Below are 23,070 nucleotides of genomic sequence, written 5' to 3' on the forward strand. Positions count from 1 at the left end.
GTTTTGCCGGAACAAACTGGCAGATGAGAATCTTGCCAGTGTGCAGATGGGCAGGGCAACAACATGCAGTCTGTCTTCACAAACGTTGTGTATCCACGAAATACAAGAACTTCGCCCTCGACGGACTATCCTGAAAGGTCCGCTCGCCGGACCAGCTTCTTGCTGGGCACGTCTACTAGCGCCTCGTCGACGCAGCGGAGGGGTCGCAGGCCGTCGACCTACGCACGTCGTTGAAGGGCGGTGAGGTCCTCATCGTGATCAAGATGCGTCGGCCGCTGAAACGCCGCTTCGAGAACTATCAGGATGGCTTGCGGTTTCACGAGCCCCAGGAGGTCTACTCGGTTGACGAACTCGACAAGCTGTCACGTTTCGCAGCCCGGCTCGGCCTCGACTTCGGCGAGGTGGATGCTCTTCGCGACTGGGACGGGCGGCACTACGTCGTCGACGTCAACAACCGCCCCACCGGACCAGCCAAGGAGTTGCGCGAAGACCGGAAGCGGCGCGCATTCGACCGGAGGGCCACCCGATTTGCCGTTCTCGTGGACGATATCAGGGCGGCCGCGGCATAGGCAGACGCCCGGAGACGAGGGACGGCACTCGACAACGCATGATCCTCCCCGTGCAAGATTTCGGCTCCACCCGACGAGGTATCGATCTTGCTCGTTAGCGTACGTTCAAATTGAATGGACATCCGTGCAAAGTGCAGCGAAAGCCTGCAATGTCCCGCATATCTGACACTGGCGATAAGCGCAGCGAATTCACACTTTCCACCCGCTCGCGTTCCGCAGCACGACCCCGTCCAGCGTTATCACGCCAGATCGGGCCGGTTGGCGATGTCGGCAAGAGAGCTGAAGCGCATCGCCAACACAGTTTGTCGATCCGCGAGGTGGCCAGTCTGATCATGGCGCGGGTCTGCTCATGCCAGCCTGACGATCAACCCGTGCAGCACGTCCGCGTCGAGCAGATTATTGCGCGACATACACGTAGACGACATACAGGATCAGCAGGCCCACACCCAGACCGCGTCCGACAATCGGTCGCGTCAGCAGCAGAGCAGCGAACAGCACGGACGCCGCGATCATCACCGGCAGGTCGAACGTCAGGAACCGCGCCTCGACGGGGATGGGCGCGATCAGCGCCGTGACGCCGAGGATGCCCAGCACGTTAAAGATGTTCGACCCCACGATGTTGCCGATCGCGATTTCGGACTGTTTGCGGAAGGCTGCGATGATCGAGGTCGCCAGTTCCGGCAACGACGTGCCCACCGCCACGATTGTCAGGCCGATAAACGCTTCGGAAAGGCCAAAGTCCCGCGCAATGTCTGTGGCACCCGTGACGAGGAAGCGCGCACCGAAGATCAGCACGACCAGACCGCCGACCACCCACAGGACAGACACCGGTATCGACTTGGGCACCGCGCCGTCCACATCATCCTCGGCCGCATCACCCGGCTGCAGATAGGCCCAGACCAGATAGCCGATCAGGCCCGCCAGCAGTAGGAAACCCGTCAGCCGTCCCATCTGCCCGGTCACGAAAATCGGGACCAGCACCAATGCCGCCGCGATCATCACGCCTGTGTCCCGCTTCAGCGTGGCGCCCGACACGCGGATTGGCCAGACCAGACAGGTCAGGCCACCGATGAGCAGGATGTTGGCGATGTTCGATCCGACGATATTGCCGATGGCGATGGCCGGCACATCGTTCAGCGCCGCCTGCACCGATACCAGCAGCTCCGGCGTCGATGTGCCAAAGCCCACGACTGTCAGGCCGATCAGCAAAGATGACATGCCAAGCCGTTTGGCGATGCCGACGCTGCCGCGCACCAGCGCTTCGCCGCCGAAGAAGAGGCCGATCAACCCGGCCACGATGTAGATGTAATCCAAGACGCTTCCCCACTTGCCGACACTGCCACTGCTGCTGCGCAGGTAGGTGTGCGATGGCAGTTTGAATAGTGATGCCGCAAAACTGTTCCGACGCTTGGCAGATATGTGCCAAAGGCGACATAGGACGGCTGCCTGACCGCTGAGCCCGCGCGCCATGTCGGCCAATCAGAAGGGGAGGGCAGGAGCTTAAATCACCCGGGAACCTGACCGTTGATCCGGGGGTGGCTCAATTCCGACGCCGGAGCCCTCCGCAAAATCTTCCACCGGATCGTGTGCCTGACCCCGGGAGAATACCGGCAGCGCTTCCATGCGCAATGTCAGTGGATTAGTGAAGACTTCCGTAAACCCATACGATCTCAGCTTGAAGGGGCGAATGTCGCGTAAAGGGTCGTTAAGGTTATCCGTTGGTGCAGTGAACTCTCTGGGATTGAAACGATCTGTCCGCTACGGCCAGCTCTGCTCGAACAGCCTGCATGTGCGGCGAATGCCGGAATCCGTCCCTGCTGAAGGCGGCAGCGAACCGAACAAACCCGCTAGTCGTCGATGGGTTATGTGCCTACCTGGCAACGCATCATTCGACGCAGCTGTGCACCTCTATCCCCTGCCAACACTTCGATTGAGCTTATAAAAGGGGATCTTCTCAAAGGGGGAAACCATTCATTCTAGACCGTCACATTCCAACCCTTGACGGACGCAAAATTTCATTGAGCGTCAATCACGGACAATTCTCAAGACTACTGTCGGCATTCATTTTAATAACCATGTCTGGAACGCCAATCGGCCATCGGGTTAACTTATGGGTAACTAGGAGTAAGACATGAAGAATGCTCGAATTGTGGGGATTGACGTTGGCACGACATCCGTAAAAGCCGCGGTCATAGATGAGGCAGGGCAGGTGATCTCACGTTTTTCGCATAGTTATCCGACCCATTGGCAGACTGGCGGCGCGGTTGAACAAGATCCGCAAGACTGGGTGCGTCTGGTCCATCTGGCCCTAGCCGAGATGGACCTAGACGGTGTTGTGGCAGCAGGGCTGACCAGTCAGGTAAATACGCACGTGTTTGCAGACGCCGACGGTACGGCACTTTTGCCCGCTATCGTTTGGCAAGATGGGCGCGCGCAATCTGTCGCAATCGCCTTGGATGCTCGTGTCACCACAGAAGACAAATTGAAATGGTGGGGCGCACCAATGCCAATCGATGCCAGTCATGCATGCTCGCGGATGGCTTGGGTTGCCGAAAACATGCCGGATATATGGCAGCAGACACGCTGGGTCATGTTGCCCAAAGATTACGTTGCGTTTCATCTGACGGGAGTGGTCGCGACAGACGCCGTGTCCAGCATCGGGCTGGTCGATCAGACCTTAGGCTATGTGCTGGATATACTTGATCTCGTGCCCGGCGCACGTGACCGGGTCGCGCCGATCGCCGGGATCATGCAATCGATTGGACTGATCAAAGAGGGCCCGCTCAAGGGTGTGCCGCTGATCTGTGGTACGATGGATGCCTGGGCCGGTCTGGTCGGCACCGGCGGAGCACAAGACGGCACATCGATGTATCTCAGCGGTACGAGCGAGATTATGGGAATTTCGTCGCAAACCGTCACGCCAACTTCTGGTGTCATCGTCTTTCCCGATTATGACGGTATCCGCCTTCACGCTGCTCCGACGCAGTCAGGGGGCGACGCGAAAATGTGGTTTGCGCAATCCAACGGCCTAAAACTGGATGAGATGTCAGCGCTGGTCGCCCAGACATCACCCAGCACCGCGACCCCTTTGTTCCTGCCCCAGCTACAAGGAGAACGCGCCCCGCTTTGGGATGCGGATCTGCGGGCTGCGTTCTTGGGCGTCAGCCGGGCAACCGCAAGAGGTGACTTCGCGCGCGCCGTCTACGAAGGCGTCGCCATGTCCGCACGCATGGCCCTCGAGGCGCTACAAGCCTCCGCTGGCGTCAAAAGCGATGTGATCCTTTGTGGCGGAGGCGGGTTTCGATCCGCCTCATGGAATCAAATCCGTGCAGACATACTTGGGGCAGAATTACGCGTACTTGAATTGGGCGAACCCGGCGTTTTGGGGGCTGCTATGATGGCCGGTGTCGGCGCAGGTCATTTTACGCATATCACCGAAGCGCTCGGGGCTTTGGCTACATATGATCGCACGTATACGCCTGATCCTAGTCAGCGTTTCCGGACTGAAGATCTACATTCGCTCTATTGCGATGCGATCCGGCAAACCGGTGATCTGGGAAAACGACTGACACAGATAAATGCCCGTTAAACTTGCCCTTTGGCGGCAACGCGGTAAGGATATTTTAAACAAGGGAGAAAAAAATGGCAAAACTGTTATCGACTGCCGCCGCGCTTGCAATTTTGGCGGCCGGCGCCTGGGCTGAAACCGTGGCGGTGATCACGCCTTACCTTTCACAGCCCGGTACGCAAGCTTACGTCGAAGGGTTCGAAGCGGCTGCGGCCCAAAAAGGCTGGGACGTGAACGTGATCGACACAGCTGGCGATGTCGCTGCCGTCATCAGCCGACTCGAGGATTCCGTCACACAGAACGTCGATGCCATCGTTATCAATGTTGATCCTGCTCAGGTAAATGTTGGGCTTCTGGCTGCACGCGATGCCGGCATTCCGGTTGTGGGGATGGATGCAGGCTCCGACCCACTGATCGCGGCAAACGTGACATCAAACGGCTACGCGATGGCGGCGGAAACCTCCGTCTATGTGGCCAACCGCATTGGCGGTGAAGGCAATGTGGTGATGTTCGTCTTTGAAGCTTTCCCCCCCGTTCAAATCCGGGGTGTGATTGCAGATGCAGTCTTTGACAACTTTCCAGACATCGATGTGCTGGACCGTATCACACCAGACGTATCTGATGGCGGTATCGCCGATAGCCGTGCAAAGATGGAAGCCATCCTTGCCGCGAACCCTGAAACCGGCAGCATCGCCGCTGTCTGGGCCGCATGGGACCAGCCAGCATTGGGTGCATTGCAGGCCATTGAAGATGCAGGTCGCGCGGATGAAGGCATTGTTATCACGGGGATTGACGCGAACCCACAGGCACGTGATGCGATTGCTGCGGGGGGTAATTTTGAGGCCTCTATTGCGCAGGACTTTGCAGGGATCGGTTCCACTGCAGCAGATGTTGTTGCTCGTCTTTTGGCCGGTGAAGAGCTGCGCGGAAGTGTGATTTATGTGCCCACCAAGCTCGTGACCTCCGCCAACGCGGCCGAGTAATTTGCGCGGTGAACCATCTTGAATTTCGCAACATCTGCAAATCCTATGGGTCTGCCAAAGCCCTCGACGGTGTGGACCTGTCCCTCAGGGGCGGACAGGTCCATGCGCTTATGGGCGAAAACGGGGCGGGCAAAAGTACGCTGATCAAGGTATTGGCAGGTGTCGTGCATGCTGACGCACTAACTGCGAAGGTTGACGGTATTGAAATCACGTTAACCTCTGCTCAAGCAGCACAGCGGGTGGGCTTTCGTTTTATCCATCAAGAACTGAATATCGTACCGCAGGTTTCTGTAGCAGAGAACATGTTGTTGGGCCGGACTTTTCCGCGCCGCTTTGGCTTGGCGGTAGACTGGCGCAAGGTGAATGCGCGTGCGCAAGACGCTTTAGCCTTTCTTGGCGCGGATCATATCAATGTAGGGGCGCCTGCGGGTGACCTAAACACCGGCGACCGCATGTTAATGAAGATCGCCGCCGCCTTTGTTTTCGATCCTGTCACTGATGAACGCGCAGTCCTTTATGTGCTGGATGAACCCACAGCCGCCCTTACCAGCGCGGAGTCAGAACTACTGTTTGATGTAATCGGCCGTTTGGCGGCCACGGGGGCCGCGGTGCTGTATGTCTCTCACCGTATCGATGAGGTCTTGCGCATCTGCGACTCAGTGACGGTGTTGCGCGATGGGCAACTGGTTTCGTCTGGCCCGACGTCCGAAACAAACAAGGCGCAGATCATCCGCGATATGACCGGGCGCGACGTGGCTGACGCCTATCCGACGGCGGCCGCGGCACCTCGACCAAATTTGATTGTTGGCATGGCTGGCGTTTCAGCTGGGCCTTTATCAGATATAACCTTCGAGTTACGCGCTGGTGAAGTCATCGGCATTGCCGGCTTGGCCAACGCAGGACAAAGCATACTACTAGAGACCTTCATGGGTCTGAATCCGATCACAAGTGGCCATGCGCAACTGCAAGGTGGCGCACTGCCGCGTTCACCAGAACATGCATGGAAGCGTGGCGTGGCTTATCTTCCCAAAGAGCGTCGCTCGGAAGGATTGATGCTGAATATGTCGATCCGCTCCAACATCGCTTTGCCCCATCTGACGGGCGTGCAAGCCAGCGTTCGTCGAGAACGGCAGATGGCAGAGACACTCGGTCGTCAGATGCGACTTAAATGCGAACATCTTGACCAACCCGTCGCGCAACTTTCCGGTGGCAACCAGCAAAAGGTACTGTTTGCCCGCGCGCTGCACGGTCTACCTGATCTGGTGCTGCTGGATGAGCCAACACGCGGCGTCGATGTGGGCGCGAAATACGACATCTATTGCACCGTACGTGAGGCTAGCTCCAAAGGCTGCGCTGTTCTCATGACGTCATCGGACTTGCCAGAGCTTTTGGGTATGTGCGACCGCATCCTCGTCCTTCAGGACGGACGGCAGGCGCATATGCTTGACTGCGACGGTCTATCAAGTTCTGACCTTCTTTCTTACTTTTACGCACCTAAGGCCGCATGACCCATACACTCCGACAATCCGGAACTCTTTTGGGTTTTGCCGCCATCCTGGTCTTTTTGACAGTTCAACTGCCAGGTACGTTTCTGACGACACAAAACCTGATCAACATAACGCAACAACTTTCGATGCTGGCCGTGGTGGCAGCAACGATGACCATCGTAATGGTTATGAACGACTTCGATCTATCCGTCGGCTCAATGGCGAGTCTTTCCGGGATCGTCGCCGCGGTCCTCTTTTCGATGGGGTTTCCAGTATGGTTTGGCTTGCTGGCAGCATTGGGGGTTGGATTGATAGGCGGTTTGTTTAACGGGTTTCTCGTTTCCGTCCTCGGGATTTTGCCATTTGTAGCAACGCTAGGCACGTTAACCGTATTCAGCGGCACCGCCTTCCTAATCAGTGATGGAAAGACGATCTTTGGGCGCGATATACCAGCCGGTTTCTCCGGCTTTGCCCGTGCCGGGATCGATATCAACAATGTCAAAGTTCCGTTTCTGACCCTGGCCGCTTTGGCAGTCATCGCCGTCTGCTGGTTTGTTCTGGAGCAAACAAATTTTGGACGCAGGCTTTACGCAATTGGCGGCAATCGTGAGGCGGCATACCTTGCAGGTATCCGAGTAAAGCGGCTGCGATTAGTCGCCTTCGCTCTGACTGGGCTTGGTGCCGCAGGCGCGGGCCTGATGTACGCCGCACGTGTTGCATCGGCCAACCCCACGCAGGGGTCGGGTTTGATGCTTGATGCAATCGCGGCTGTGTTTCTTGGTATGACCATGAGCCGCTATGGAGAACCAAGGGTGATGTACACGCTAATCGGCGTTCTGATGCTAGGTGTGCTTGATAACGGTCTGACACAACTGCGTGTCGACAGCTATATTCGCGAAATCCTTGTCGGACTGATCGTGATCAGTGCGGTTGCGACGGCATCGTTTTCGAAACAAACCAGACGGGTTTAGATGAGGCCCGTTGTACGCGAAGGCTGTGCAAACATTTGTTCGGATTAGGTTAGGCTCTCAGGGAGCGGTGGAGTGCCCCCATCGAGTGGTCCAGATTCAATGTTAATGCACGGTCGGTCTTTGGTCTATCGGGACAATGCTCTTGGATGCTGCCGGGGGGCGTCCACCCCATCGGATAAGTCCGACGCGCGCCGAGCGCCTGAGCTACTTGATGGCACCGCGCCCGGCGCGCTTGCCACAACCCGAAACCGACGAATATCAAACCCAAGGACTCTCGCTATGAACGAGGGACGAACGGGGGGCAGGTCACATCGTAAAAGCGGTCGTTTGAAGTTCCCGGCCAAAGATGCAATCCAAACAAAGAACCAAGAGGAGATGTGACCTGCCACTGAACTTTCATCCATCGGGAACAGGAGCCCTTTGGCTCACTTTTACTCTGCCGTTGACATCGATACTTCAGGCTGGTTGATACTTTCGATCGGCATCCGGCCAATCTTGGGGAATGCATAGTCGCGCAATGTATTGATCCATTGCTGACCATGCTTGGCGCTTTTCCAGGTCGGCATGTGTGCCAGATGAACTTGCTGCGCCACTTCCTCGAACGTCGGTATCCCGCGTCTTGCATTAAAGCGGGGGTTCAGACCTTGCTGCGCCATCCGGCGATATTCCAGTGCCCGGTCGCGCGCCTGATTGTAAGCCTGCGGGGGCGGCCGTCTGATCTTGGGATCGATCCGATGGTAAGTCCGACCTTATGTCCGACTTTTTCAACCGCCCTCAAATCGAAGTTCTTTCCGCGGCTGACGGTGAACGCCGTCGGTATTGGTCGGATGATGACAAACTGCACATTGTGAAGGAAAGCTTCATTGGCCACCGCCAGGCGGCAGCCACGGCGCGGCGGCACGGCATTTGCCGGTCACTACTGACAACTTGGCGGCGACAGTATCGCAACGGTGAACTTGGGTCTTGTCGCCGGTATCGTTCGCGCCGGTAACCGTGACGAACGCGCCAGCGCCGCAGACCAATTCGGTTGATCCCTGTCCGCCTCCGGACTGTCAGGTCGAGATAGCCCTGCCAAATGGGCGCCGGCTCATTGTGTCTGTTGGCGTGGAGCCCGAAGCACTTGCGCGGATCTTGACCGTGGTGGACGGACAATGATCGCGTTTCCGGCAGGCGTGAAGGTTTGGATTGCGGGCGGCGTCACCGATATGCGGCGGGGCATGAACACGCTGGCGCTACAGGTGCAGGAAGGGCTCGGCCGCGACCCCCATGCGGGTGAGATCTTCTGCTTCCGCGGCCGTAAGGGCGATCTGGTCAAGATCCTGTGGCATGATGGTGTGGGCATGTCGCTTTACCTGAAGCGCTTGGAAGCAGGCAAGTTCATCTGGCCGGTGAGCCGGACGGGCGACGCGGTGCAGATCTCGGCGGCGCAGTTGGGCTATCTTCTGGAGGGCATTGACTGGCGCAACCCACGCTGGACGCAACGCCCTGCGAAGGCTGGGTAAATCGCGCTGAGCACCCTGTTTTTATTGCTGTTCTGCGGCCCCGGCTGATAAATATTGGCTATGTCTGATGCCGTCTCTGAACTCGCCGAATTACGCGCTGCCTTGGCCGCCGCCGAGGCCCGTGCAGATGCTGCGGAAAGCGAGCTGGCACAGACCCGCGCCGTTGTCTCCTGCTCGGACGCGATGATCCAAGAGCTCAAGCTCGAGATCGCCAAACTGCGCCGCGACAAATACGGTATCTCGTCAGAACGACGCGCGCGGCTGATCAATCAACTGGAACTGCAGCTTGAGGAACTGGAAGCGGCGGCCACCGAGGATGCCTTGGCCGCAGAGCAGGCGGCTGCAAAGGCCGGCACGGTGCGCGCCTTCGCGCGCCGCCACCCAGTGCGCAAGCCGTTCCCGGATCACCTGCCGCGCGAGCGGGTTGTTGTCGAGGCACCAGCCGCTTGCACCTACTGCGGCTCGGACCGGATCGTGAAGACGGGCGAAGATGTCACCGACACGCTGGAGGTGATCCCCCGTCAGTGGAAGGTGATCCAGACCGTGCGCGAGAAGTTCACGTGCCGGGCCTGCGAGAAGATCAGCCAGCCGCCAGCCCCGTTCCATGCGATCCCGCGTGGTTGGGCCGGGCCCAGCCTGACCGCCATGCTCGTTTTCGAAAAGTATGGCCAGCACCAGCCACTGAACCGGCAGGCCGAACGCTTCGCCCGTGAAGGCGTCGCGTTGAGCCTGTCGACCCTGGCAGACCTGGTTGGTCACGCAACCGTCGCGTTGCAGCCTATCCATGCCCTTATCGAGGCCCACGTGCGTGCCGGTCACCGCCTGCATGGTGATGACACGACTGTGCCGCTTCTGGCGCGTGGTGGCGCGAAGAAGGCTCGGCTTTGGACTTATGTGCGTGATGACCGGCCCTGGAATGGCGGAGCGCCTCCGGCCGCGTTCTTCCGCTTCTCTCGCGATCGCGCGGCAACCAATCCCAATCAGCACCTGGCCAGATGGCAAGGCGTGCTGCAAGTGGACGCCTATGGTGGATACAACGATCTCTATCGCACCGACCGTGATGCGGGGCCCGTGACCAGTGCGCTGTGCTGGGCGCATGCGCGCCGGAAGTTCTTCGAGCTGGCCGACATCGCGGGCAACGTCCGCAAGGGCAAACCCGCCCATCAGATCTCACCGGTCGCCTTGGAGGCGGTGAAACGGATCGATGCCATCTTCGACATCGAGCGCGAGTTGGGTGGGCTGGATGCCGATGCCCGCCTTGCCATCCGTCAGGACCTGTCTCGGCCTTTGGTCAACAGCCTCCATGACTGGCTGCAGGAAGAGCGCGCAAAACTGTCCAAGCACAACAAGGTGGCCAAGGCGATCAACTACATGTTCGAGAAAGACGGCCGTTGGCAGGCGTTCACGGCATTCCTCGAGGACGGGCGTATCTGCCTGACGAATAATGCGGCCGAACGCGCCCTGCGCGGCGAGGCCCTGGGCAGAAAGTCGTGGCTCTTCGCAGGTTCCGAGCGCGGCGGTGAGCGAGCGGCTGCCATGTATACACTGATCGTCACGGCCAAAATGAACGACATCGACCCACAGGCCTGGCTGGCCGATGTTCTCGCCCGGCTGCCCGATATACCCGTCTCGCGCATCCATGAACTTCTGCCCTGGCATTGGAAAACTCAGTCCCTCGCCAAGGCAGCATGATCATGCAACTCAACAAGGTGCATTCCGTCAAGACCATTGACCGCGTTGCAGCCGAACTGGGCGAAACCGTCGACAGGATCTTCGATCTGGCCATCGATATGGAAACCGAAGATGGCGTGATCTGGGTCTACGGCCCCTGCGACGACAGCGTCATCGCCTTCACTCCGTTTGGCATCGAAAACCTGCAAGAGCTCATCGAAATGGATCGTGACGGCGCGCGTTGACCTCGCTGTGGCCTACGCCGGATGCTTACGCCTGATTCAACGTGACGACGTCCGCACCGCCCAAACCGAAGTCGGTTCGCAGCGGCGCACCCATTTTGTTTTTTTGCCCTTTCACCGTGACGCGCACGATCCAGCGCCGCGCACCCGAAGGGTCGACGACCAGGTAAAGGCCGTTGCCATCCCCGTGCCGACCAGCGCCAAGGTTCTCGATCAATTTTCTTGTCAGCTTGCCGGACAGTGCCACCATTCATAACACTATTTATACCACGCAAGGAACGAATATCAGTAAAATCGAACGAAATTCAGTGTGATTACGGAATGCCTTAAACCCAAGAAAACAATAAAAAAAGGCCGCCAGAGGCGACCAAGTCACTGCGATCATAATGGTAGGTTGGCGGAGAGACAGGGATTCGAACCCTGGGAACCCGTGAAGGCTCAACGGTTTTCGAGACCGCCCCGTTCGACCACTCCGGCACCTCTCCGCACCAAGGGTCAACGGTGCGGCGTTTAATCGGCCTGCGCCCGGTCCGCAAGCCCCAAGATTCGCCGGCTGGGGTTGCTTGCGTGCGGGCTTGCGGTCACTGTCGATTGCACACGCAAAAGGATGCCGCCGATGCTTCGTGCCCTACGCAGACAGCTAACCGCCGTTATCATCGGTTTCGTGGCAACGACGGCCGCCGCTGACACGATTGATTCCATGTTCGACGCCATGCGCATGGACGAGATGGTCGATCTGTTACGTGATGAAGGCTTGGACTACGGGACCGACATCGCAGAAGAGATGTTTACCGGGCCGCCCAGTGTCGCGTGGGCCGCCGCGGTCGACGCGATTTTCGATGCGGGAACGATGGCCGAAACGCTGCGTGCGCGTATCGGTGATGGTCTGGATAAAGCCGAAATTGCACAAATTGCCGGGTTCTACCAAAGCGAGCTCGGCCAGCAGTTGGTTGCGCTGGAAATGTCTGCGCGAAAGGCGATGCTGGATCCGTCGATCGAAGAAGCCGCGATGCAGGCTGCAACAGAAGCCGTGGTCGCAGGCGGTCCGCGCATCGAAATGATGAAAAGCTACATCAAGGATAACGGCATCATCGAAGCAGAGGTCGCATCGAACATGAACGCCAGCGTCGCGTTTTATGTTGGATTGCTGGATGGCGGTGCCGTTTCCGCGTCGGTTACGGAACAGGACATCCTGAATGATGTCTACAGCCGTCAGGATGACATCCGCGACGATGTGATGGCGCGAATCCATGCTTATTTGTTTCTGGCCTATCGGCCGCTGTCAGATGCACAGTTGGATCAATACATCCATTTCGCACAATCAGCGTCCGGTCAGGCGTTGAATGCGGCGATGTATGATGCGTTCGACAGCTATTATATCGACGCCTCGCGCCAGCTTGCACTGGCGGCAGCAGCGCAAATGCAGGGGGCAGACCTGTAGTCAGCCGCCCCAGATCAGCAGCGCACTGGCGAGCGCACCGGGGCTTGCGGCATATAGCCCGCTATCGGATCGCAACTGGATGATCCGGGCCGGACGGTCTGCGACCGGCACGCCAGCGGCATCAAATGCACGGGTCAGGGCAGGGCCGCCGCCCGCCGATACATCGTTCATGATGGCGGGCAGTTCGGATTTGACCGCCAGTTCGACGGCCCCGCGCTGTTGATCGGACAGGGATGGCTTTGACAACACCCCGGTAAACGGGTTTTGCAGGGCGACACCGGCGGGCGCACAGGCGCCCAGAATGATCAGGCAGGACAGGGTCAGGCGCATGGGTTTTCCTTGTTTCGCAGGGGTTGACTTGTATCGCAGTTGGTCAGATAAGCCGCCATCCGGACAAGTCCCTTGTTGCGGTAATGACATGAATTCGCCCACGGGCGCGCTGTTGACGGGTGGCACTGGCCGCGAATGCCCTGCGGGGAACCCTACCGACGCGAAAGACAAAAGGAAGACCCTATGTTTGCGGTTATGAAAACCGGTGGCAAACAGTATCGCGTCCAGTCGGGCGATGTGCTGCGTGTCGAAAAGCTGAACGCCGAAGCTGGCGACGAAATCCAGTTCAACGATATCCTGATGGTCGGCGACACTGTCGGCGCACCGCTGGTCGAAGGCGCAGGCGTCAAGGCGACCGTGATCGACCAGATCAAAGGCCCCAAAACGATCAACTTCGTCAAGCGTCGCCGTAAGCACGGTTCGCAGCGTCGCAAGGGTCATCGTCAGCAACTGACGCTGGTTCGGATTGGCGACATTCTGGAATCCGGCGCTGATAAATCCGGCATTCGTGCCGCCGTTTCGGGCCGTGGTATCGCATTCGCCGTGGCCGGTGTGGCTGCTGCTGCAGGTGCCGCCGCTGCCTATGCCGCGACCCGCGGGAACGACAGCGACACCGCGAAAGCCGCCCCCAAGGCAAAGCCGTCTGCCACCGAGAAAGAAGCGCCCAAGGCGAAATCCGCCAAGGAGGCATCGGTAACGTCAGGCGCAGACGATCTGAAACTGCTGTCGGGCGTTGGCCCTGCACTGGAAAAGAAACTGCATGCTGAAGGTATCACAACCTTTGCACAGATCGCCGCTTGGACTGACGCAGAAGTCGAGGAGTTCGGTGAAAAGCTGAGCTTCAAGGGCCGGATCGAGCGTGAAGGCTGGATCGAGCAAGCTAAAGAACTTTCGAAGTAAGGAGACCGACACATGGCACACAAAAAAGCAGGCGGTTCATCCCGTAACGGACGCGACTCAGCAGGTCGTCGTCTTGGCGTCAAGAAATTCGGTGGCGAAGTCGTCATTCCGGGCAACATCATCATGCGCCAGCGCGGCACAAAGATGTGGCCGGGCAACGGCGTCGGCATGGGCAAGGATCACACGATCTTTGCAACCGTCGAAGGCAACGTGCAGTTCCACAAGGGTCTGAAGGGTCGCACCTTTATTTCCGTCCTGCCGATGGCCGAGGCCGCAGAGTAAGCGCCTGACCCGCAACACATTTAAGGGGACCGGCGCACCGTCGGTCCCCTTTTTCGTTTCAGGCCCGCGCTTCGGGCCGCATCTTTGGGAGGAGATGTGATGCAGTTTGGCCCCGTGACATCGATGCAGCCAGTCGGGCAGTCGTCCTATCACGCCGGACGGTTCATCCTGCGCCCCTTGCGGACGTCAGATACTGGTCTGATCAGCATGTATGCGTCCGACCCGGTATTGGCACGCGGCGCACGATCCATTCCTCATCCGCTGCCCGCTGGCGTGATCGAGGCCATGATCGCGCGTGCGTCACAGGCTGATCGGACCGAAGATATCTGGGCGATGGACGGATCGAATGCTGGCCATGCAGAGGTGCTGGGCCTTGTCAGTCTGGTGCGCATGGACCGCGCCCAGTCCGAAGTGTTTTTCTGGGTGGCCCCCGGATTCTGGAACGTTGGTTTCGCCACCGAAGCGCTGCGCACACTGCTGACGGCAAATCCCCATGCCGCACGGCAGTATTTTGCCGAAAGCTTTCAGGACAACCCCGGTTCGGCCCGCGTTTTGACAAATTGTGGTTTCGACTATCTGGGCGATGCAGAGGCGTTTAGCCTTGCCCGTAACGCTGTGGTGCCGACATGGACCTATATGCTGAAAACCGGGCTTTAGCGCGGCATATCCAGACGGACCGTCTGACTTTGCGGCCTGTTGTGCCGTCTGACGCTGGTGCCATCGTCGCGGCACTGAATGATTGGGATGTGACGCGCTGGCTGTCGGTGGTGCCATTTCCCTATACAGCCAGTGATGCGGCATGGTGGATCGGTCACGCGGATCAGCCCGGTCATTGGGCCATCGACGCAGGCGATGGATTGATCGGTGCCGTATCGATCAAACCGGATCTGGGGTATTGGCTGGCCTCGGACCATCATGGCAAAGGGTTCATGACCGAAGCCGCCCGCGCGGTCGTCGCGGATTATTTTTGCACATCGGACGCCGATCTGGAATCGGGACATTATCCCGCGAACGCGGCGTCCCGCGCGGTGCTGGTGCGGCTTGGATTTGCTGACACCGTGCTGGATACTGAACGTCAGGTCGCGACTGGCATGGATGTCGCCGTGCAGCGGATGCGGCTGGCGCAGGATGATTTTCATGGCTGACGGTCTGCCGCGTTCGATCGCACCGCAGGATGTCGACGACATTCACGCCATTGCCAGCCATTGGCCCAGCGTGCGGCAGATGGGCGCCTGGCCCTGGCCTGCGGACCGCGACTTTACCCGCAGCAGGTGTAAACCTTTTGCTGATAAGGGCTTTGTCTGGGCGATCCCGCTGGACGACCGCATCGTCGGCAGCATGGCTGTCACGCGGGCAGAGCTGGGATATATGCTGCATCCGGATGCCGCGGGCAGGGGGCTGGCGACCCGTTACGGGCAAATGGCCGTGGACCACGCCTTTGACCAGTATGATTGGGACGCGCTGAACGCCACGGTCTGGTATGATAACCCCGCGTCCTACCGTGTGCTGACGAAACTGGGGTTTGTGCATTGGCAGACGGTGTTGATGCGCGGTGCTGTGCGTTATCCGTGTCTGACATATTGTTTTCGCTTGACCCGCGCACGCTGGCACACCTTGAGAGGCGACGCACAATAGATTACGTGCAGGCGAAACCCGAAAAGGCGCTGTTGACATGAAATTTCTCGATCTCTCCAAGATCTATATCCGGTCCGGCGGTGGCGGTGCGGGCTGCGTGTCGTTCCGGCGTGAAAAGTTCATCGAATACGGCGGCCCCGACGGCGGCGATGGCGGCAACGGCGGGTCTGTCATTGCCGTGGCCGTGGACGGGCTGAACACGCTGATCGACTTTCGGTATCAGCAGCACTGGTTCGCCAAATCCGGCCAGCACGGCATGGGCAGTCAGAAAACCGGTAAATCCGGCGAGGATGTCGTGTTGCGCGTGCCCGTCGGCACCGAAATTCTGGACGAAGATCAGGAAACCGTGATCGCCGACATGACGGAGGTCGGCCAGCGCGTCGTTCTGGCCAGCGGCGGCAATGGCGGCTGGGGCAACCTGCATTTCAAATCGGCGACCCATCAGGCACCACGTCGCGCCAATCCGGGACAGGAAGGTGTCGAACGGACGCTGTGGTTGCGGCTGAAACTGATCGCGGACGCGGGGCTTTTGGGGATGCCGAACGCCGGTAAATCGACGTTCCTTGCCGCGACATCGAACGCGCGTCCGAAAATTGCCGATTATCCGTTCACCACGCTGGTTCCGAACCTTGGTGTGGTGGGCGTCGACGGTGTGGAATTTGTGGTCGCCGACATTCCCGGCCTGATCGAGGGTGCATCCGAAGGGCGCGGACTGGGCGATCTGTTTCTGGGCCACGTCGAACGGTGCAACGTGTTGTTGCACCTGATCGACGGCACCAGCGGCGACCCGATGCAGGATGGCAAGACGATCATCCATGAAATCCAGTCCTATGCCACGGAACTGGCGGACAAGCCGCGTGTGACGGTCATCAACAAGATCGACGCGCTGGACGCCGAAGAGCGCGCTTTTTTAAAAGACGAGGTCGAAGCAGCACTTGGCACACCCGTCATGCTGATGTCCGCCGTCACGGGCGAAGGCGTCGTGGACGTGCTGCGCGCGCTACGGACCCAGATTGACGATGGCCGTCTGCGCCATAAAATCGAAGAAGCCGCCCCCGAAGAGGACGCGCAGTGGCAACCCTGACCGATGCCAAGCGGCTGGTGGTCAAGATCGGGTCTGCCCTGTTGGTGGATCGTGACACTGGCGCGCTGCGGTCCGACTGGCTGACTTCACTCGCACAGGATGTGGCCCGGCTGCGCGCGCGCGGCACCGATGTGATCCTTGTGTCGTCGGGGTCCATCGCACTTGGGCGGGGGGTCTTGGGGCTGCCAAAGGGTGATTTGCCGCTGGAGCAAAGCCAGGCGGCGGCGGCAGTCGGGCAGATCCAGCTGGCACGGGCCTATCAGGACGCCTTGGGGCCGCTTGGGATCACGACCGGGCAGGTGCTTGTGACGCTCGACGACAGCAGTGATCGGCGGCGATATCTGAATTCCCGCGCGACGATGGCGACGATGTTGTCGCTGGGTGTTGTACCCATTGTGAATGAAAACGATACGATCGCGACCGATGAAATCCGTTATGGCGACAATGACCGTCTGGCCGCACAGGTTGCCGTGACCGTGGGTGCCGATCAACTTGTGCTGCTTTCGGATGTTGACGGGCTCTATACGGCTAATCCGAATACCGATCCGGATGCACGCCATATCCCGACCGTCGATACATTGACTGCGGAAATCCTTGCGATGGCGGGCGATGCTGTCTCTGGCCTGTCCAAAGGCGGGATGAAGACCAAAGTGATGGCCGCGCGTGTTGCGACAGAAGCAGGCTGCGCGCTTGCAATCACATTAGGGTCGCGGCTGAACCCATTGGCTAAGCTGGAAGAAGGCGCGCGCTGCACGTGGTTCACAGCGCAGATTACACCGCAGGCCGCGCGCAAAAGCTGGATCGCGGCGATGAAACCGCGCGGGGTTCTGGGCGTGGATGCGGGGGCAGTGCAGGCACTGACCCAAGGCAAAAGCCTGTTACCGGCGGGCGTCACGGCGGTATTGGGCGATTTCGAACGCGGCGATCCGGTGCAGATCGCGAATGCAGCAGGTGCGCATCTGGGGATCGGCCTTGCCGGCTACCCATCGACAGAGGCGCGGACGATTGCGGGGCACCGCAGCGGGGATATCGCTGAACTGCTTGGCTACAAGGGCAGGCCCGCCTTGATCCACCGCGATGATATGGTGCTATCCGACAGGGGAACGACATGACCGACGACGCAGCCGCCATGATGACCCGTATCGGCACAGCGGCCCGTGCTGCGGCGCAAACGCTCTCCATGGCCAGCAGCGCAGCAAAGCAAACCGCGTTGAACGCAGCCGCAGATGCAGTCTGGTCACGGCGCGCGAATATCATGGCCGCGAACGCCAAGGATATGGATTTCGGCCGGGGCAAGGGGCTGTCGGACGCGATGCTGGACCGGCTGATGCTGGACGAAGACCGCATAGACAGCATCGTTACGGGCCTGCGTGCCGTAGCCGGGCAGGCCGATCCTGTCGGTCAGGTGATCGAAGAATGGGACCAGCCGACTGGCCTGCATATCCGCCGGGTTCGGACCCCGATCGGTGTCATCGGCGTGATTTATGAATCGCGACCCAATGTGACGGCGGATGCTGGCGCGCTGTGCCTGAAATCCGGCAATGCGGTCATATTGCGCGGAGCCGGGCTGCCGGATACTGCCATCCAGCTTGTGCCAACGCGGGACCGTGCGGCTGTTTCAGCGATGTTGCAGGCTGTCGACCACATCGATGTGATCGTGCCGCGCGGCGGCAAGGGGTTGGTGGGCTTGGTGCAAAAGGATGCGCGCGTTCCCGTGTTCGCCCACCTTGAAGGTATCTGCCATGTCTACGTGGATGGCGCGGCTGATCCGGTCAAGGCGCGCAACGTGCTGCTGAACGCGAAAACGCGGCGCACAGGTATCTGTGGATCTGCGGAATGTGTGCTGATTGATCGGACGTATTGGGACGCACATGGTCCCGATCTGATCCAGGCATTGCTGGATGCCGGGGTAGAGGTGCGTGCCGATGGCGATGCGGCCCTTGCCGGAACCGTAGCGGCGCAGCCCGATGATTTTGGCAAGGAATTTCTGGACATGGTAATCGCCGCGCGCATCGTGGACGGCGTGCAGGGTGCGATGGATCATATCCGCCGCTACGGGTCGGGCCATACAGACGCGATCCTGACCGAAGACGACGCAACGGCAGATGCGTTCTTTCGCGGATTGGATAGCGCGATCCTGATGCGCAACGCATCGACCCAGTTTGCCGACGGCGGCGAATTCGGGATGGGGGCAGAGATCGGTATCGCGACGGGCAAACTGCATGCGCGCGGTCCTGTCGGCGCGACCCAGCTGACCAGTTTCAAATACCTTGTGACCGGCAACGGCACGATCCGCGACTGACGTCAGACCGATTCAGCCGTCACACGGATGGCAATCAGCGTCGGTTCGATCTGGCAGGACAGGTTGCAATGCGCATCTTTCAATGCGCGCACCAGTAGCGCAAACTGGACCTGCGATGCCGTGCAATCCGGCGGCGGGGCGTCGGCCATCAATGCCCCCCAGATGATGGGATCGGCGGCAATCCGATCCGATCGGGCGGTGATCTGCAAAATGTCACCGACCTGATGGAACGCGACGGCACCACCCGTTGGCAGGGCCGATTCCATGCATTGCGCCGCCAGCAGGGCGATCTGCGCCAGCGGCCGCGTGATTTCGCCCGTGATTGTCCAATCGTACGTGATGCGCCCGCCATCAGCCAAGTCTGCCAGCACGGATACGATATCGGCGTTGACCAGCCACTGATCTGGCCGTGCCGATCCATATGCGATCCGGAAAAAGCGGATGCGTGCGCTGGCACTGCCGACCGATCCGGTGATCAGTTTCATTTCCTGCGATCCACTGCCGCCGGACATCGCCAGCAATTCGACCCCATTGCCGATTGCGCCGATTGGACTGATAAGGTCATGGCAAATGCGGGATGCAACCAGCGCTGCAAGATTATCAGCCACGGCGCATTCCCCCCCAGACAGGACCGCCGAACATGCCCCATGACATGAACGATATGCTTGAACCGGGAATGCTGGTCCAAAATCCGGACGCCCCGCATTGGGGAACGGGACAGGTGCAATCCAATATTGGCGGCAAGGTCACGGTGAATTTCCGCGAGGAAGGCAAGGTTGTCATCGACGCGCGACAGGTCATGCTGATCCCCGTGTTTGAATAATCAATCTTTCATAGCAGGGTGTACCAATGCGTCAAACCTGCCACCCACACGTTGCGGGCAATTGGTTTCAAACTGATTAAGCCTCGCGTATAGCTTTGCGCCTGACTTGAATTCTAGGATTGACCCGACCGGATGCTTGCCATTGCCCCTGGTTTTACAGCGCGATTTGCCCGCAGCGACAGCGATCTGCGGTCAGTGCAAAGCTTGCGTTACGACGTTTTCGTCAAGGAAATGGGGGCTGGCGGCCCCTCTGTCGACCATGCAACGGGGCGGGAATCGGATGTCTTTGACATCTTTGCCAGTCATCTGATGCTGGAACATGATGCACATGGCCAGCGCCAGCTTGCCGGGGTTTACCGTTTGATGGACCGCGCGCAGGCACAGGCCGCTGGCGGGTTTTCGGCGGCGGCCGAATTTGATCTGGCACCACTGCTGAACAGTGGCCGCCCGGTGATCGAGGTCGGCCGATCCTGTGTGCGTGCTGATTACAGGGGCGGGCAGGCGATGCATATGCTGTGGTCAGGATTGGCCAGCCATCTGCGCCGCACCGGAGCAGAGGTGTTGTTCGGTGCGGCATCCTTTGCCGGGACCGACAGTGCCGCATTGCGCGCACCATTGGGGCTGTTGATGGCACAACATCTGGCACCGCCCGACCTGCGGACGCAAGCCCGGGGTCCGGGTGCCGTCGACGTGACGCCGGACGCGGGCGCCGACCGCAAGGCCACGCTGCGGGCCATTCCCGCGCTGATCAAGGCGTATCTGCGTCTGGGTGGTGTTGTGGGGCAGGGTGCCTGTGTCGATGCCGATTTCGGTACTACGGACGTCTGTATGATTCTGGATGTGGCGCGCATGCGTCCCGATCTTGCGCGGCAATTCGGGCAGTGTCATGACCTGGTCGGCTGAGCCCGCGCCGCCGATCCGCGGCCTGACATGGTCTGACCGCTTGCGCGTGATCCGACGTGCTGTGCCGATGGTGATTGTCGTCTTTGGCGGTCTGGCCTTGCTGTTGGTCGTTCGGGTGATCGAAAAACCGCTGTTCAAACAAAACCGCCCATGGACACCGCATATCACGCGGATCGTTTGCATCATGGCGCTTGCCCTGATGGGCTTGCGCCGTGAACAGCACGGTACGCCATTGACGGGTGCGGGGGCCATCGTGGCAAATCATGCAAGCTGGCTTGATATCTTTGCCCTGAACGCCGGTAGCTGCGTGACCTTCATTGCCAAGTCAGAGGTCGCCGATTGGCCCGGTATCGGTTGGTTGGCCCGTGCGACAGGCACGTTGTTCATCGCGCGGAACCGGGGCCAGGCGCGCCATCACGTCGACGCCATCGGGCAGCGGTTGCAGCACGATCAAACGCTTGTATTCTTTCCCGAAGGCACGTCCAGCGACGGGCGACGCGTGCTGCCGTTCAAACCGACGCTGTTTGCGCCGTTCATCGGGTCGGCGGCGCTGTTGCAACCGGTCACCGTGCAATTTTACCCCCCGGCAGGCACAGACCCGCGCACCTATGGTTGGTGGGGCGATATGGATTTTGCGCCGCATCTGCTCGCAACACTGGCCCTGCAGCGGCAGGGCCGCGTGGTGGTTAACTATCATCCGCCCGTGCAGGCTGGCCCCGGTTCAGACCGCAAAACGCTGGCACGCACGATCGAAACGACAGTGCGCGACGGTTTCGTCAGCTGAACGCAGCGCGTAAGGATTGCAGTGCTGCGGCGGGATCATCGCTGGACCAGATTTCGTCACCGATGCCGAAAAAATCGGTATGCGGAGCGATCTGCTGGATCAGGTCCGCGTCCAGCGCGCCTTCGGCCACGACCGGGACTTCGATCATCTGGCTCCACCAGTCGAACAATTCCAGATTGGCCTGTGCGCCGTCGTCCAGCGCGGTTTGTCCGACGGGGCCAAAACTGACGTAATCGGCATTGACCTCTCCGGCGGTCATGCCGTCGTGGCGGGATTGGGCGCAATAGGTGCCGACGATGGCGTCTTCGCCCAACGCTTTGCGCGCGGCGGCGACCCCGCGCGAGCCGTCCAGCAGATGCACGCCGTCCAGCCCATGGCGTGTGACCAGCCCGGTATGCCGTTCAATGACCAATGCCACATCGCGTTGCTCGGTCACACCGCGCAACGCATCGGCGGCACGGCCCAGACGGTCTTCGTCCCGTGTAGCAAGCGCCATGCGCAGACAGGCGACCGGCACCGCATCCAGACAGGCAGCAAGCTGGTCGGGAAAGATCGTCAGATCGAAATCAGTCGGTGAGATCAGATAGATCTGCGGAATGTCGTCGGCGTCGTCCATGTTCAGCGTCCCTTGCGGATATCGGCCACACTTAGGGCCAATCGCAGGGGTCTGTCCATGGTGCCACCGTACTTTCGGGGCGGCTGTCGCAGGACATCGGGTGTCGCGGCGTCCGTCGTCTTGTTCCGGCGGTCCGCTTATTCTACATCGGCGCGACACTGATGAAAGACCGCCATGACCGACCTGCAACCCGCCTTTGTGCTGATCCGCCCGCAAATGGGTGAAAACATAGGTGCTGCCGCCCGTGCGATGTGGAATTTCGGACTGGATCGGATGCGTCTGACCGCGCCGCGCGACGGCTGGCCCAACCCGGCTGCCAATGCGATGGCGTCGGGTGCGGGCCGCCTGCTGGATGCGGCGCGTGTCTTTGACACGACAGAGGCCGCGTTGGACGATTGCCACTATACCTATGCCACGACCGCCCGCCCGCGCGAGCTGACCAAACCGGTGCTGACCCCGCACGAAGCGATGGCCGACGCCCATGCCCGGTTGTCGCGCGGCGAACGTGTTGCCGTGATGTTCGGCCCCGAACGTGCCGGGCTGGAAAACAGTGATATCGCGCAGGCGAACGCGATCATATCTGTCCCGGTGAACCCGCAGTTCGCGTCGCTTAATCTGGCGCAATGCGTGTTGCTGACGGCCTATGAATGGCAACTTGCAAAGGGTGATCCGTTGCGCGACGCCTTTGTGCAGCCGTCGCAGGCCACAGGTCAGGACATTGCAGCACTGGCCCGCCATTACGAAGACCGGCTGGACGAAGCGGGGTTCTTTTACCCCGACCACAAGGCCGAAAGCATGAAGCTGAACCTGCGCAACATGTGGAGCAGGATGCCGCTGACGGCCCATGACGTGCGGATGTTGCACGGCATGCTGCGGCAGTTGATCCGTGGGCGTGACTGAAAAAAACGCACCCCGTTGATCTGTGTCAACGCGGAACCCTGCCAGTAGTGGCACCCTTGGGTTATCGCAACAGGCAC

Annotated in this window: 28 protein-coding genes and 1 tRNA gene; 22 read left to right on the plus strand and 7 right to left on the minus strand. The window is 59.8% G+C overall.

Annotated elements, in window-relative coordinates; translation table 11 throughout:
• Positions 1-254: 254 nt before the first annotated feature.
• Entirely contained in the window at positions 255-569 is a 315-nt protein-coding gene (locus GZH79_RS10505; protein WP_211643741.1) for a hypothetical protein, read from the plus strand.
• Between the two features lie 396 nt (positions 570-965).
• Here GZH79_RS10505 and GZH79_RS10510 read toward each other — a convergent pair whose 3' ends face one another.
• The gene (locus GZH79_RS10510) at positions 966-1,883 is read right to left on the minus strand and encodes a calcium/sodium antiporter (RefSeq protein ID WP_211643742.1); all 918 of its coding nucleotides are present in this window, start codon (positions 1,881-1,883) and stop codon (positions 966-968) included.
• 817 nt (positions 1,884-2,700) lie between these two features.
• On the opposite strand from GZH79_RS10510, the gene GZH79_RS10515 reads away from it, so the two are divergent.
• From GZH79_RS10515 to GZH79_RS10530, 4 genes are all read left to right on the plus strand, one after another.
• Complete coding sequence (locus GZH79_RS10515) at positions 2,701-4,158, plus strand: FGGY-family carbohydrate kinase (RefSeq protein WP_211643743.1); 1,458 nt, start codon at positions 2,701-2,703, stop codon at positions 4,156-4,158.
• A 119-nt stretch (positions 4,159-4,277) separates the two neighbouring features.
• Positions 4,278-5,120 carry a substrate-binding domain-containing protein gene (locus tag GZH79_RS10520; RefSeq protein ID WP_349291187.1) on the plus strand — a complete coding sequence of 281 codons (843 nt, stop codon included), beginning with the start codon at positions 4,278-4,280 and terminating at the stop codon, positions 5,118-5,120.
• 8 nt (positions 5,121-5,128) lie between these two features.
• A complete protein-coding gene (locus tag GZH79_RS19330; protein WP_349291188.1) occupies positions 5,129-6,628 on the plus strand; it encodes a sugar ABC transporter ATP-binding protein in 1,500 nt (499 codons plus the stop codon).
• Positions 6,625-7,578 carry an ABC transporter permease gene (locus GZH79_RS10530; protein WP_211643745.1) on the plus strand — a complete coding sequence of 318 codons (954 nt, stop codon included), beginning with the start codon at positions 6,625-6,627 and terminating at the stop codon, positions 7,576-7,578. The genes GZH79_RS19330 and GZH79_RS10530 overlap by 4 nt, the downstream gene beginning before the upstream one ends.
• Positions 7,579-8,009: 431 nt before the next feature.
• Here the strand turns inward: GZH79_RS10530 and GZH79_RS10535 are convergent, their stop codons facing one another.
• Positions 8,010-8,234 (minus strand): hypothetical protein, encoded by a 225-nt coding sequence (locus GZH79_RS10535; RefSeq protein ID WP_249219106.1) that lies wholly within the window; start codon positions 8,232-8,234, stop codon positions 8,010-8,012.
• A gap of 95 nt (positions 8,235-8,329) precedes the next feature.
• Here GZH79_RS10535 and GZH79_RS19025 point away from each other — a divergent pair, with 95 nt between their 5' ends.
• The 4 genes from GZH79_RS19025 (at position 8,330) to GZH79_RS10555 (ending at position 10,996) form a co-directional block, all read left to right on the plus strand.
• Positions 8,330-8,569, plus strand: coding sequence for a transposase (locus GZH79_RS19025; protein ID WP_249219107.1), 240 nt, complete (start codon positions 8,330-8,332; stop codon positions 8,567-8,569).
• Positions 8,570-8,729: 160 nt separating this feature from the next.
• Entirely contained in the window at positions 8,730-9,080 is a 351-nt protein-coding gene (gene tnpB / locus GZH79_RS10545; RefSeq protein WP_211643746.1) for an IS66 family insertion sequence element accessory protein TnpB, read from the plus strand.
• A 60-nt stretch (positions 9,081-9,140) separates the two neighbouring features.
• Positions 9,141-10,772: an IS66 family transposase gene (locus GZH79_RS10550; RefSeq protein WP_211643747.1), complete on the plus strand. Its 1,632-nt coding sequence runs from the start codon at positions 9,141-9,143 to the stop codon at positions 10,770-10,772.
• A gap of 2 nt (positions 10,773-10,774) precedes the next feature.
• Positions 10,775-10,996: a hypothetical protein gene (locus GZH79_RS10555; protein ID WP_249219108.1), complete on the plus strand. Its 222-nt coding sequence runs from the start codon at positions 10,775-10,777 to the stop codon at positions 10,994-10,996.
• A gap of 25 nt (positions 10,997-11,021) precedes the next feature.
• Here GZH79_RS10555 and GZH79_RS10560 read toward each other — a convergent pair whose 3' ends face one another.
• Together GZH79_RS10560 and GZH79_RS10565 are read right to left on the minus strand one after the other, a co-directional pair.
• Positions 11,022-11,243: an Arm DNA-binding domain-containing protein gene (locus GZH79_RS10560; protein WP_249219109.1), complete on the minus strand. Its 222-nt coding sequence runs from the start codon at positions 11,241-11,243 to the stop codon at positions 11,022-11,024.
• A 145-nt stretch (positions 11,244-11,388) separates the two neighbouring features.
• Positions 11,389-11,478: transfer RNA gene (locus tag GZH79_RS10565), tRNA-Ser, on the minus strand.
• Positions 11,479-11,609: 131 nt separating this feature from the next.
• Between GZH79_RS10565 and GZH79_RS10570 the strand changes: the two genes are divergently transcribed.
• Positions 11,610-12,434, plus strand: a complete 825-nt coding sequence (locus GZH79_RS10570) for a DUF2059 domain-containing protein (RefSeq protein ID WP_211643749.1) — start codon at positions 11,610-11,612, stop codon at positions 12,432-12,434.
• On the opposite strand, the gene GZH79_RS10575 is transcribed toward GZH79_RS10570, so the two are convergent.
• Positions 12,435-12,764: a hypothetical protein gene (locus GZH79_RS10575; RefSeq protein WP_211643750.1), complete on the minus strand. Its 330-nt coding sequence runs from the start codon at positions 12,762-12,764 to the stop codon at positions 12,435-12,437. It lies immediately after the preceding gene.
• A gap of 183 nt (positions 12,765-12,947) precedes the next feature.
• Here GZH79_RS10575 and GZH79_RS10580 point away from each other — a divergent pair, with 183 nt between their 5' ends.
• The 8 genes from GZH79_RS10580 to GZH79_RS10615 all read left to right on the plus strand — a co-directional run bounded on the left by GZH79_RS10580 (position 12,948) and on the right by GZH79_RS10615 (position 18,967).
• On the plus strand, positions 12,948-13,664 hold the full coding sequence (locus GZH79_RS10580; protein ID WP_211643751.1) for a 50S ribosomal protein L21: 717 nt from the start codon (positions 12,948-12,950) through the stop codon (positions 13,662-13,664).
• Between the two features lie 12 nt (positions 13,665-13,676).
• Positions 13,677-13,946, plus strand: a complete 270-nt coding sequence (gene rpmA / locus GZH79_RS10585) for a 50S ribosomal protein L27 (protein ID WP_211643752.1) — start codon at positions 13,677-13,679, stop codon at positions 13,944-13,946.
• Positions 13,947-14,045: 99 nt separating this feature from the next.
• On the plus strand, positions 14,046-14,603 hold the full coding sequence (locus GZH79_RS10590; RefSeq protein ID WP_249219110.1) for a GNAT family N-acetyltransferase: 558 nt from the start codon (positions 14,046-14,048) through the stop codon (positions 14,601-14,603).
• Positions 14,573-15,091, plus strand: coding sequence for a GNAT family N-acetyltransferase (locus tag GZH79_RS10595; RefSeq protein WP_211643753.1), 519 nt, complete (start codon positions 14,573-14,575; stop codon positions 15,089-15,091). The genes GZH79_RS10590 and GZH79_RS10595 overlap by 31 nt, the downstream gene beginning before the upstream one ends.
• The gene (locus tag GZH79_RS10600) at positions 15,084-15,581 is read left to right on the plus strand and encodes a GNAT family N-acetyltransferase (protein ID WP_211643754.1); all 498 of its coding nucleotides are present in this window, start codon (positions 15,084-15,086) and stop codon (positions 15,579-15,581) included. Before GZH79_RS10595 ends, GZH79_RS10600 begins: the two co-directional genes overlap by 8 nt.
• 37 nt (positions 15,582-15,618) lie before the next feature.
• Positions 15,619-16,665, plus strand: coding sequence for a GTPase ObgE (obgE, locus tag GZH79_RS10605; protein ID WP_211643755.1), 1,047 nt, complete (start codon positions 15,619-15,621; stop codon positions 16,663-16,665).
• Entirely contained in the window at positions 16,653-17,777 is a 1,125-nt protein-coding gene (gene proB, locus GZH79_RS10610; protein ID WP_211643756.1) for a glutamate 5-kinase, read from the plus strand. The genes obgE and proB overlap by 13 nt, the downstream gene beginning before the upstream one ends.
• The gene (locus GZH79_RS10615) at positions 17,774-18,967 is read left to right on the plus strand and encodes a glutamate-5-semialdehyde dehydrogenase (RefSeq protein ID WP_211643757.1); all 1,194 of its coding nucleotides are present in this window, start codon (positions 17,774-17,776) and stop codon (positions 18,965-18,967) included. Before proB ends, GZH79_RS10615 begins: the two co-directional genes overlap by 4 nt.
• Before the next feature lie 2 nt (positions 18,968-18,969).
• Here GZH79_RS10615 and GZH79_RS10620 read toward each other — a convergent pair whose 3' ends face one another.
• A complete protein-coding gene (locus GZH79_RS10620) occupies positions 18,970-19,575 on the minus strand; it encodes a histidine phosphotransferase family protein (RefSeq protein ID WP_211643758.1) in 606 nt (201 codons plus the stop codon).
• Positions 19,576-19,607: 32 nt separating this feature from the next.
• Here GZH79_RS10620 and GZH79_RS10625 point away from each other — a divergent pair, with 32 nt between their 5' ends.
• The 3 genes from GZH79_RS10625 (at position 19,608) to GZH79_RS10635 (ending at position 21,477) form a co-directional block, all read left to right on the plus strand.
• Entirely contained in the window at positions 19,608-19,790 is a 183-nt protein-coding gene (locus GZH79_RS10625) for a DUF3553 domain-containing protein (RefSeq protein ID WP_211643759.1), read from the plus strand.
• Between the two features lie 132 nt (positions 19,791-19,922).
• Entirely contained in the window at positions 19,923-20,693 is a 771-nt protein-coding gene (locus GZH79_RS10630) for a GNAT family N-acyltransferase (RefSeq protein WP_211643760.1), read from the plus strand.
• Positions 20,677-21,477 (plus strand): lysophospholipid acyltransferase family protein, encoded by an 801-nt coding sequence (locus GZH79_RS10635; protein ID WP_211643761.1) that lies wholly within the window; start codon positions 20,677-20,679, stop codon positions 21,475-21,477. Before GZH79_RS10630 ends, GZH79_RS10635 begins: the two co-directional genes overlap by 17 nt.
• On the opposite strand, the gene GZH79_RS10640 is transcribed toward GZH79_RS10635, so the two are convergent.
• On the minus strand, positions 21,470-22,093 hold the full coding sequence (locus GZH79_RS10640; protein WP_211643762.1) for a thiamine phosphate synthase: 624 nt from the start codon (positions 22,091-22,093) through the stop codon (positions 21,470-21,472). The two genes, GZH79_RS10635 and GZH79_RS10640, sit on opposite strands and share 8 nt — an antisense overlap.
• 174 nt (positions 22,094-22,267) lie before the next feature.
• Here GZH79_RS10640 and GZH79_RS10645 point away from each other — a divergent pair, with 174 nt between their 5' ends.
• Positions 22,268-22,993 carry an RNA methyltransferase gene (locus tag GZH79_RS10645; RefSeq protein WP_211643763.1) on the plus strand — a complete coding sequence of 242 codons (726 nt, stop codon included), beginning with the start codon at positions 22,268-22,270 and terminating at the stop codon, positions 22,991-22,993.
• Positions 22,994-23,070 lie beyond the last annotated feature (77 nt).

The organism is Loktanella sp. SALINAS62 (assembly GCF_018263905.1).
Classification (GTDB): domain Bacteria; phylum Pseudomonadota; class Alphaproteobacteria; order Rhodobacterales; family Rhodobacteraceae; genus Loktanella.

Coding starts and splice junctions, on each gene's coding strand:
- tnpB (WP_211643746.1), top strand. CDS start 8,730: ATGATCGCGTTTCCGGCAGGCGTGAAGGTTTGGATTGCGGGCGGCGTC.
- GZH79_RS10515 (WP_211643743.1), top strand. CDS start 2,701: ATGAAGAATGCTCGAATTGTGGGGATTGACGTTGGCACGACATCCGTA.
- GZH79_RS10560 (WP_249219109.1), bottom strand. CDS start 11,243: ATGGTGGCACTGTCCGGCAAGCTGACAAGAAAATTGATCGAGAACCTT.
- GZH79_RS10530 (WP_211643745.1), top strand. CDS start 6,625: ATGACCCATACACTCCGACAATCCGGAACTCTTTTGGGTTTTGCCGCC.
- GZH79_RS10625 (WP_211643759.1), top strand. CDS start 19,608: ATGCCCCATGACATGAACGATATGCTTGAACCGGGAATGCTGGTCCAA.
- GZH79_RS19025 (WP_249219107.1), top strand. CDS start 8,330: ATGTCCGACTTTTTCAACCGCCCTCAAATCGAAGTTCTTTCCGCGGCT.
- GZH79_RS10640 (WP_211643762.1), bottom strand. CDS start 22,093: ATGGACGACGCCGACGACATTCCGCAGATCTATCTGATCTCACCGACT.
- GZH79_RS10555 (WP_249219108.1), top strand. CDS start 10,775: ATGCAACTCAACAAGGTGCATTCCGTCAAGACCATTGACCGCGTTGCA.
- GZH79_RS10535 (WP_249219106.1), bottom strand. CDS start 8,234: ATGGCGCAGCAAGGTCTGAACCCCCGCTTTAATGCAAGACGCGGGATA.
- GZH79_RS10550 (WP_211643747.1), top strand. CDS start 9,141: ATGTCTGATGCCGTCTCTGAACTCGCCGAATTACGCGCTGCCTTGGCC.
- GZH79_RS10645 (WP_211643763.1), top strand. CDS start 22,268: ATGACCGACCTGCAACCCGCCTTTGTGCTGATCCGCCCGCAAATGGGT.
- GZH79_RS10630 (WP_211643760.1), top strand. CDS start 19,923: ATGCTTGCCATTGCCCCTGGTTTTACAGCGCGATTTGCCCGCAGCGAC.
- GZH79_RS10580 (WP_211643751.1), top strand. CDS start 12,948: ATGTTTGCGGTTATGAAAACCGGTGGCAAACAGTATCGCGTCCAGTCG.
- rpmA (WP_211643752.1), top strand. CDS start 13,677: ATGGCACACAAAAAAGCAGGCGGTTCATCCCGTAACGGACGCGACTCA.
- GZH79_RS10590 (WP_249219110.1), top strand. CDS start 14,046: ATGCAGTTTGGCCCCGTGACATCGATGCAGCCAGTCGGGCAGTCGTCC.
- obgE (WP_211643755.1), top strand. CDS start 15,619: ATGAAATTTCTCGATCTCTCCAAGATCTATATCCGGTCCGGCGGTGGC.
- GZH79_RS10570 (WP_211643749.1), top strand. CDS start 11,610: ATGCTTCGTGCCCTACGCAGACAGCTAACCGCCGTTATCATCGGTTTC.
- GZH79_RS10615 (WP_211643757.1), top strand. CDS start 17,774: ATGACCGACGACGCAGCCGCCATGATGACCCGTATCGGCACAGCGGCC.
- GZH79_RS10600 (WP_211643754.1), top strand. CDS start 15,084: ATGGCTGACGGTCTGCCGCGTTCGATCGCACCGCAGGATGTCGACGAC.
- GZH79_RS10635 (WP_211643761.1), top strand. CDS start 20,677: ATGACCTGGTCGGCTGAGCCCGCGCCGCCGATCCGCGGCCTGACATGG.
- GZH79_RS10595 (WP_211643753.1), top strand. CDS start 14,573: ATGGACCTATATGCTGAAAACCGGGCTTTAGCGCGGCATATCCAGACG.
- GZH79_RS10575 (WP_211643750.1), bottom strand. CDS start 12,764: ATGCGCCTGACCCTGTCCTGCCTGATCATTCTGGGCGCCTGTGCGCCC.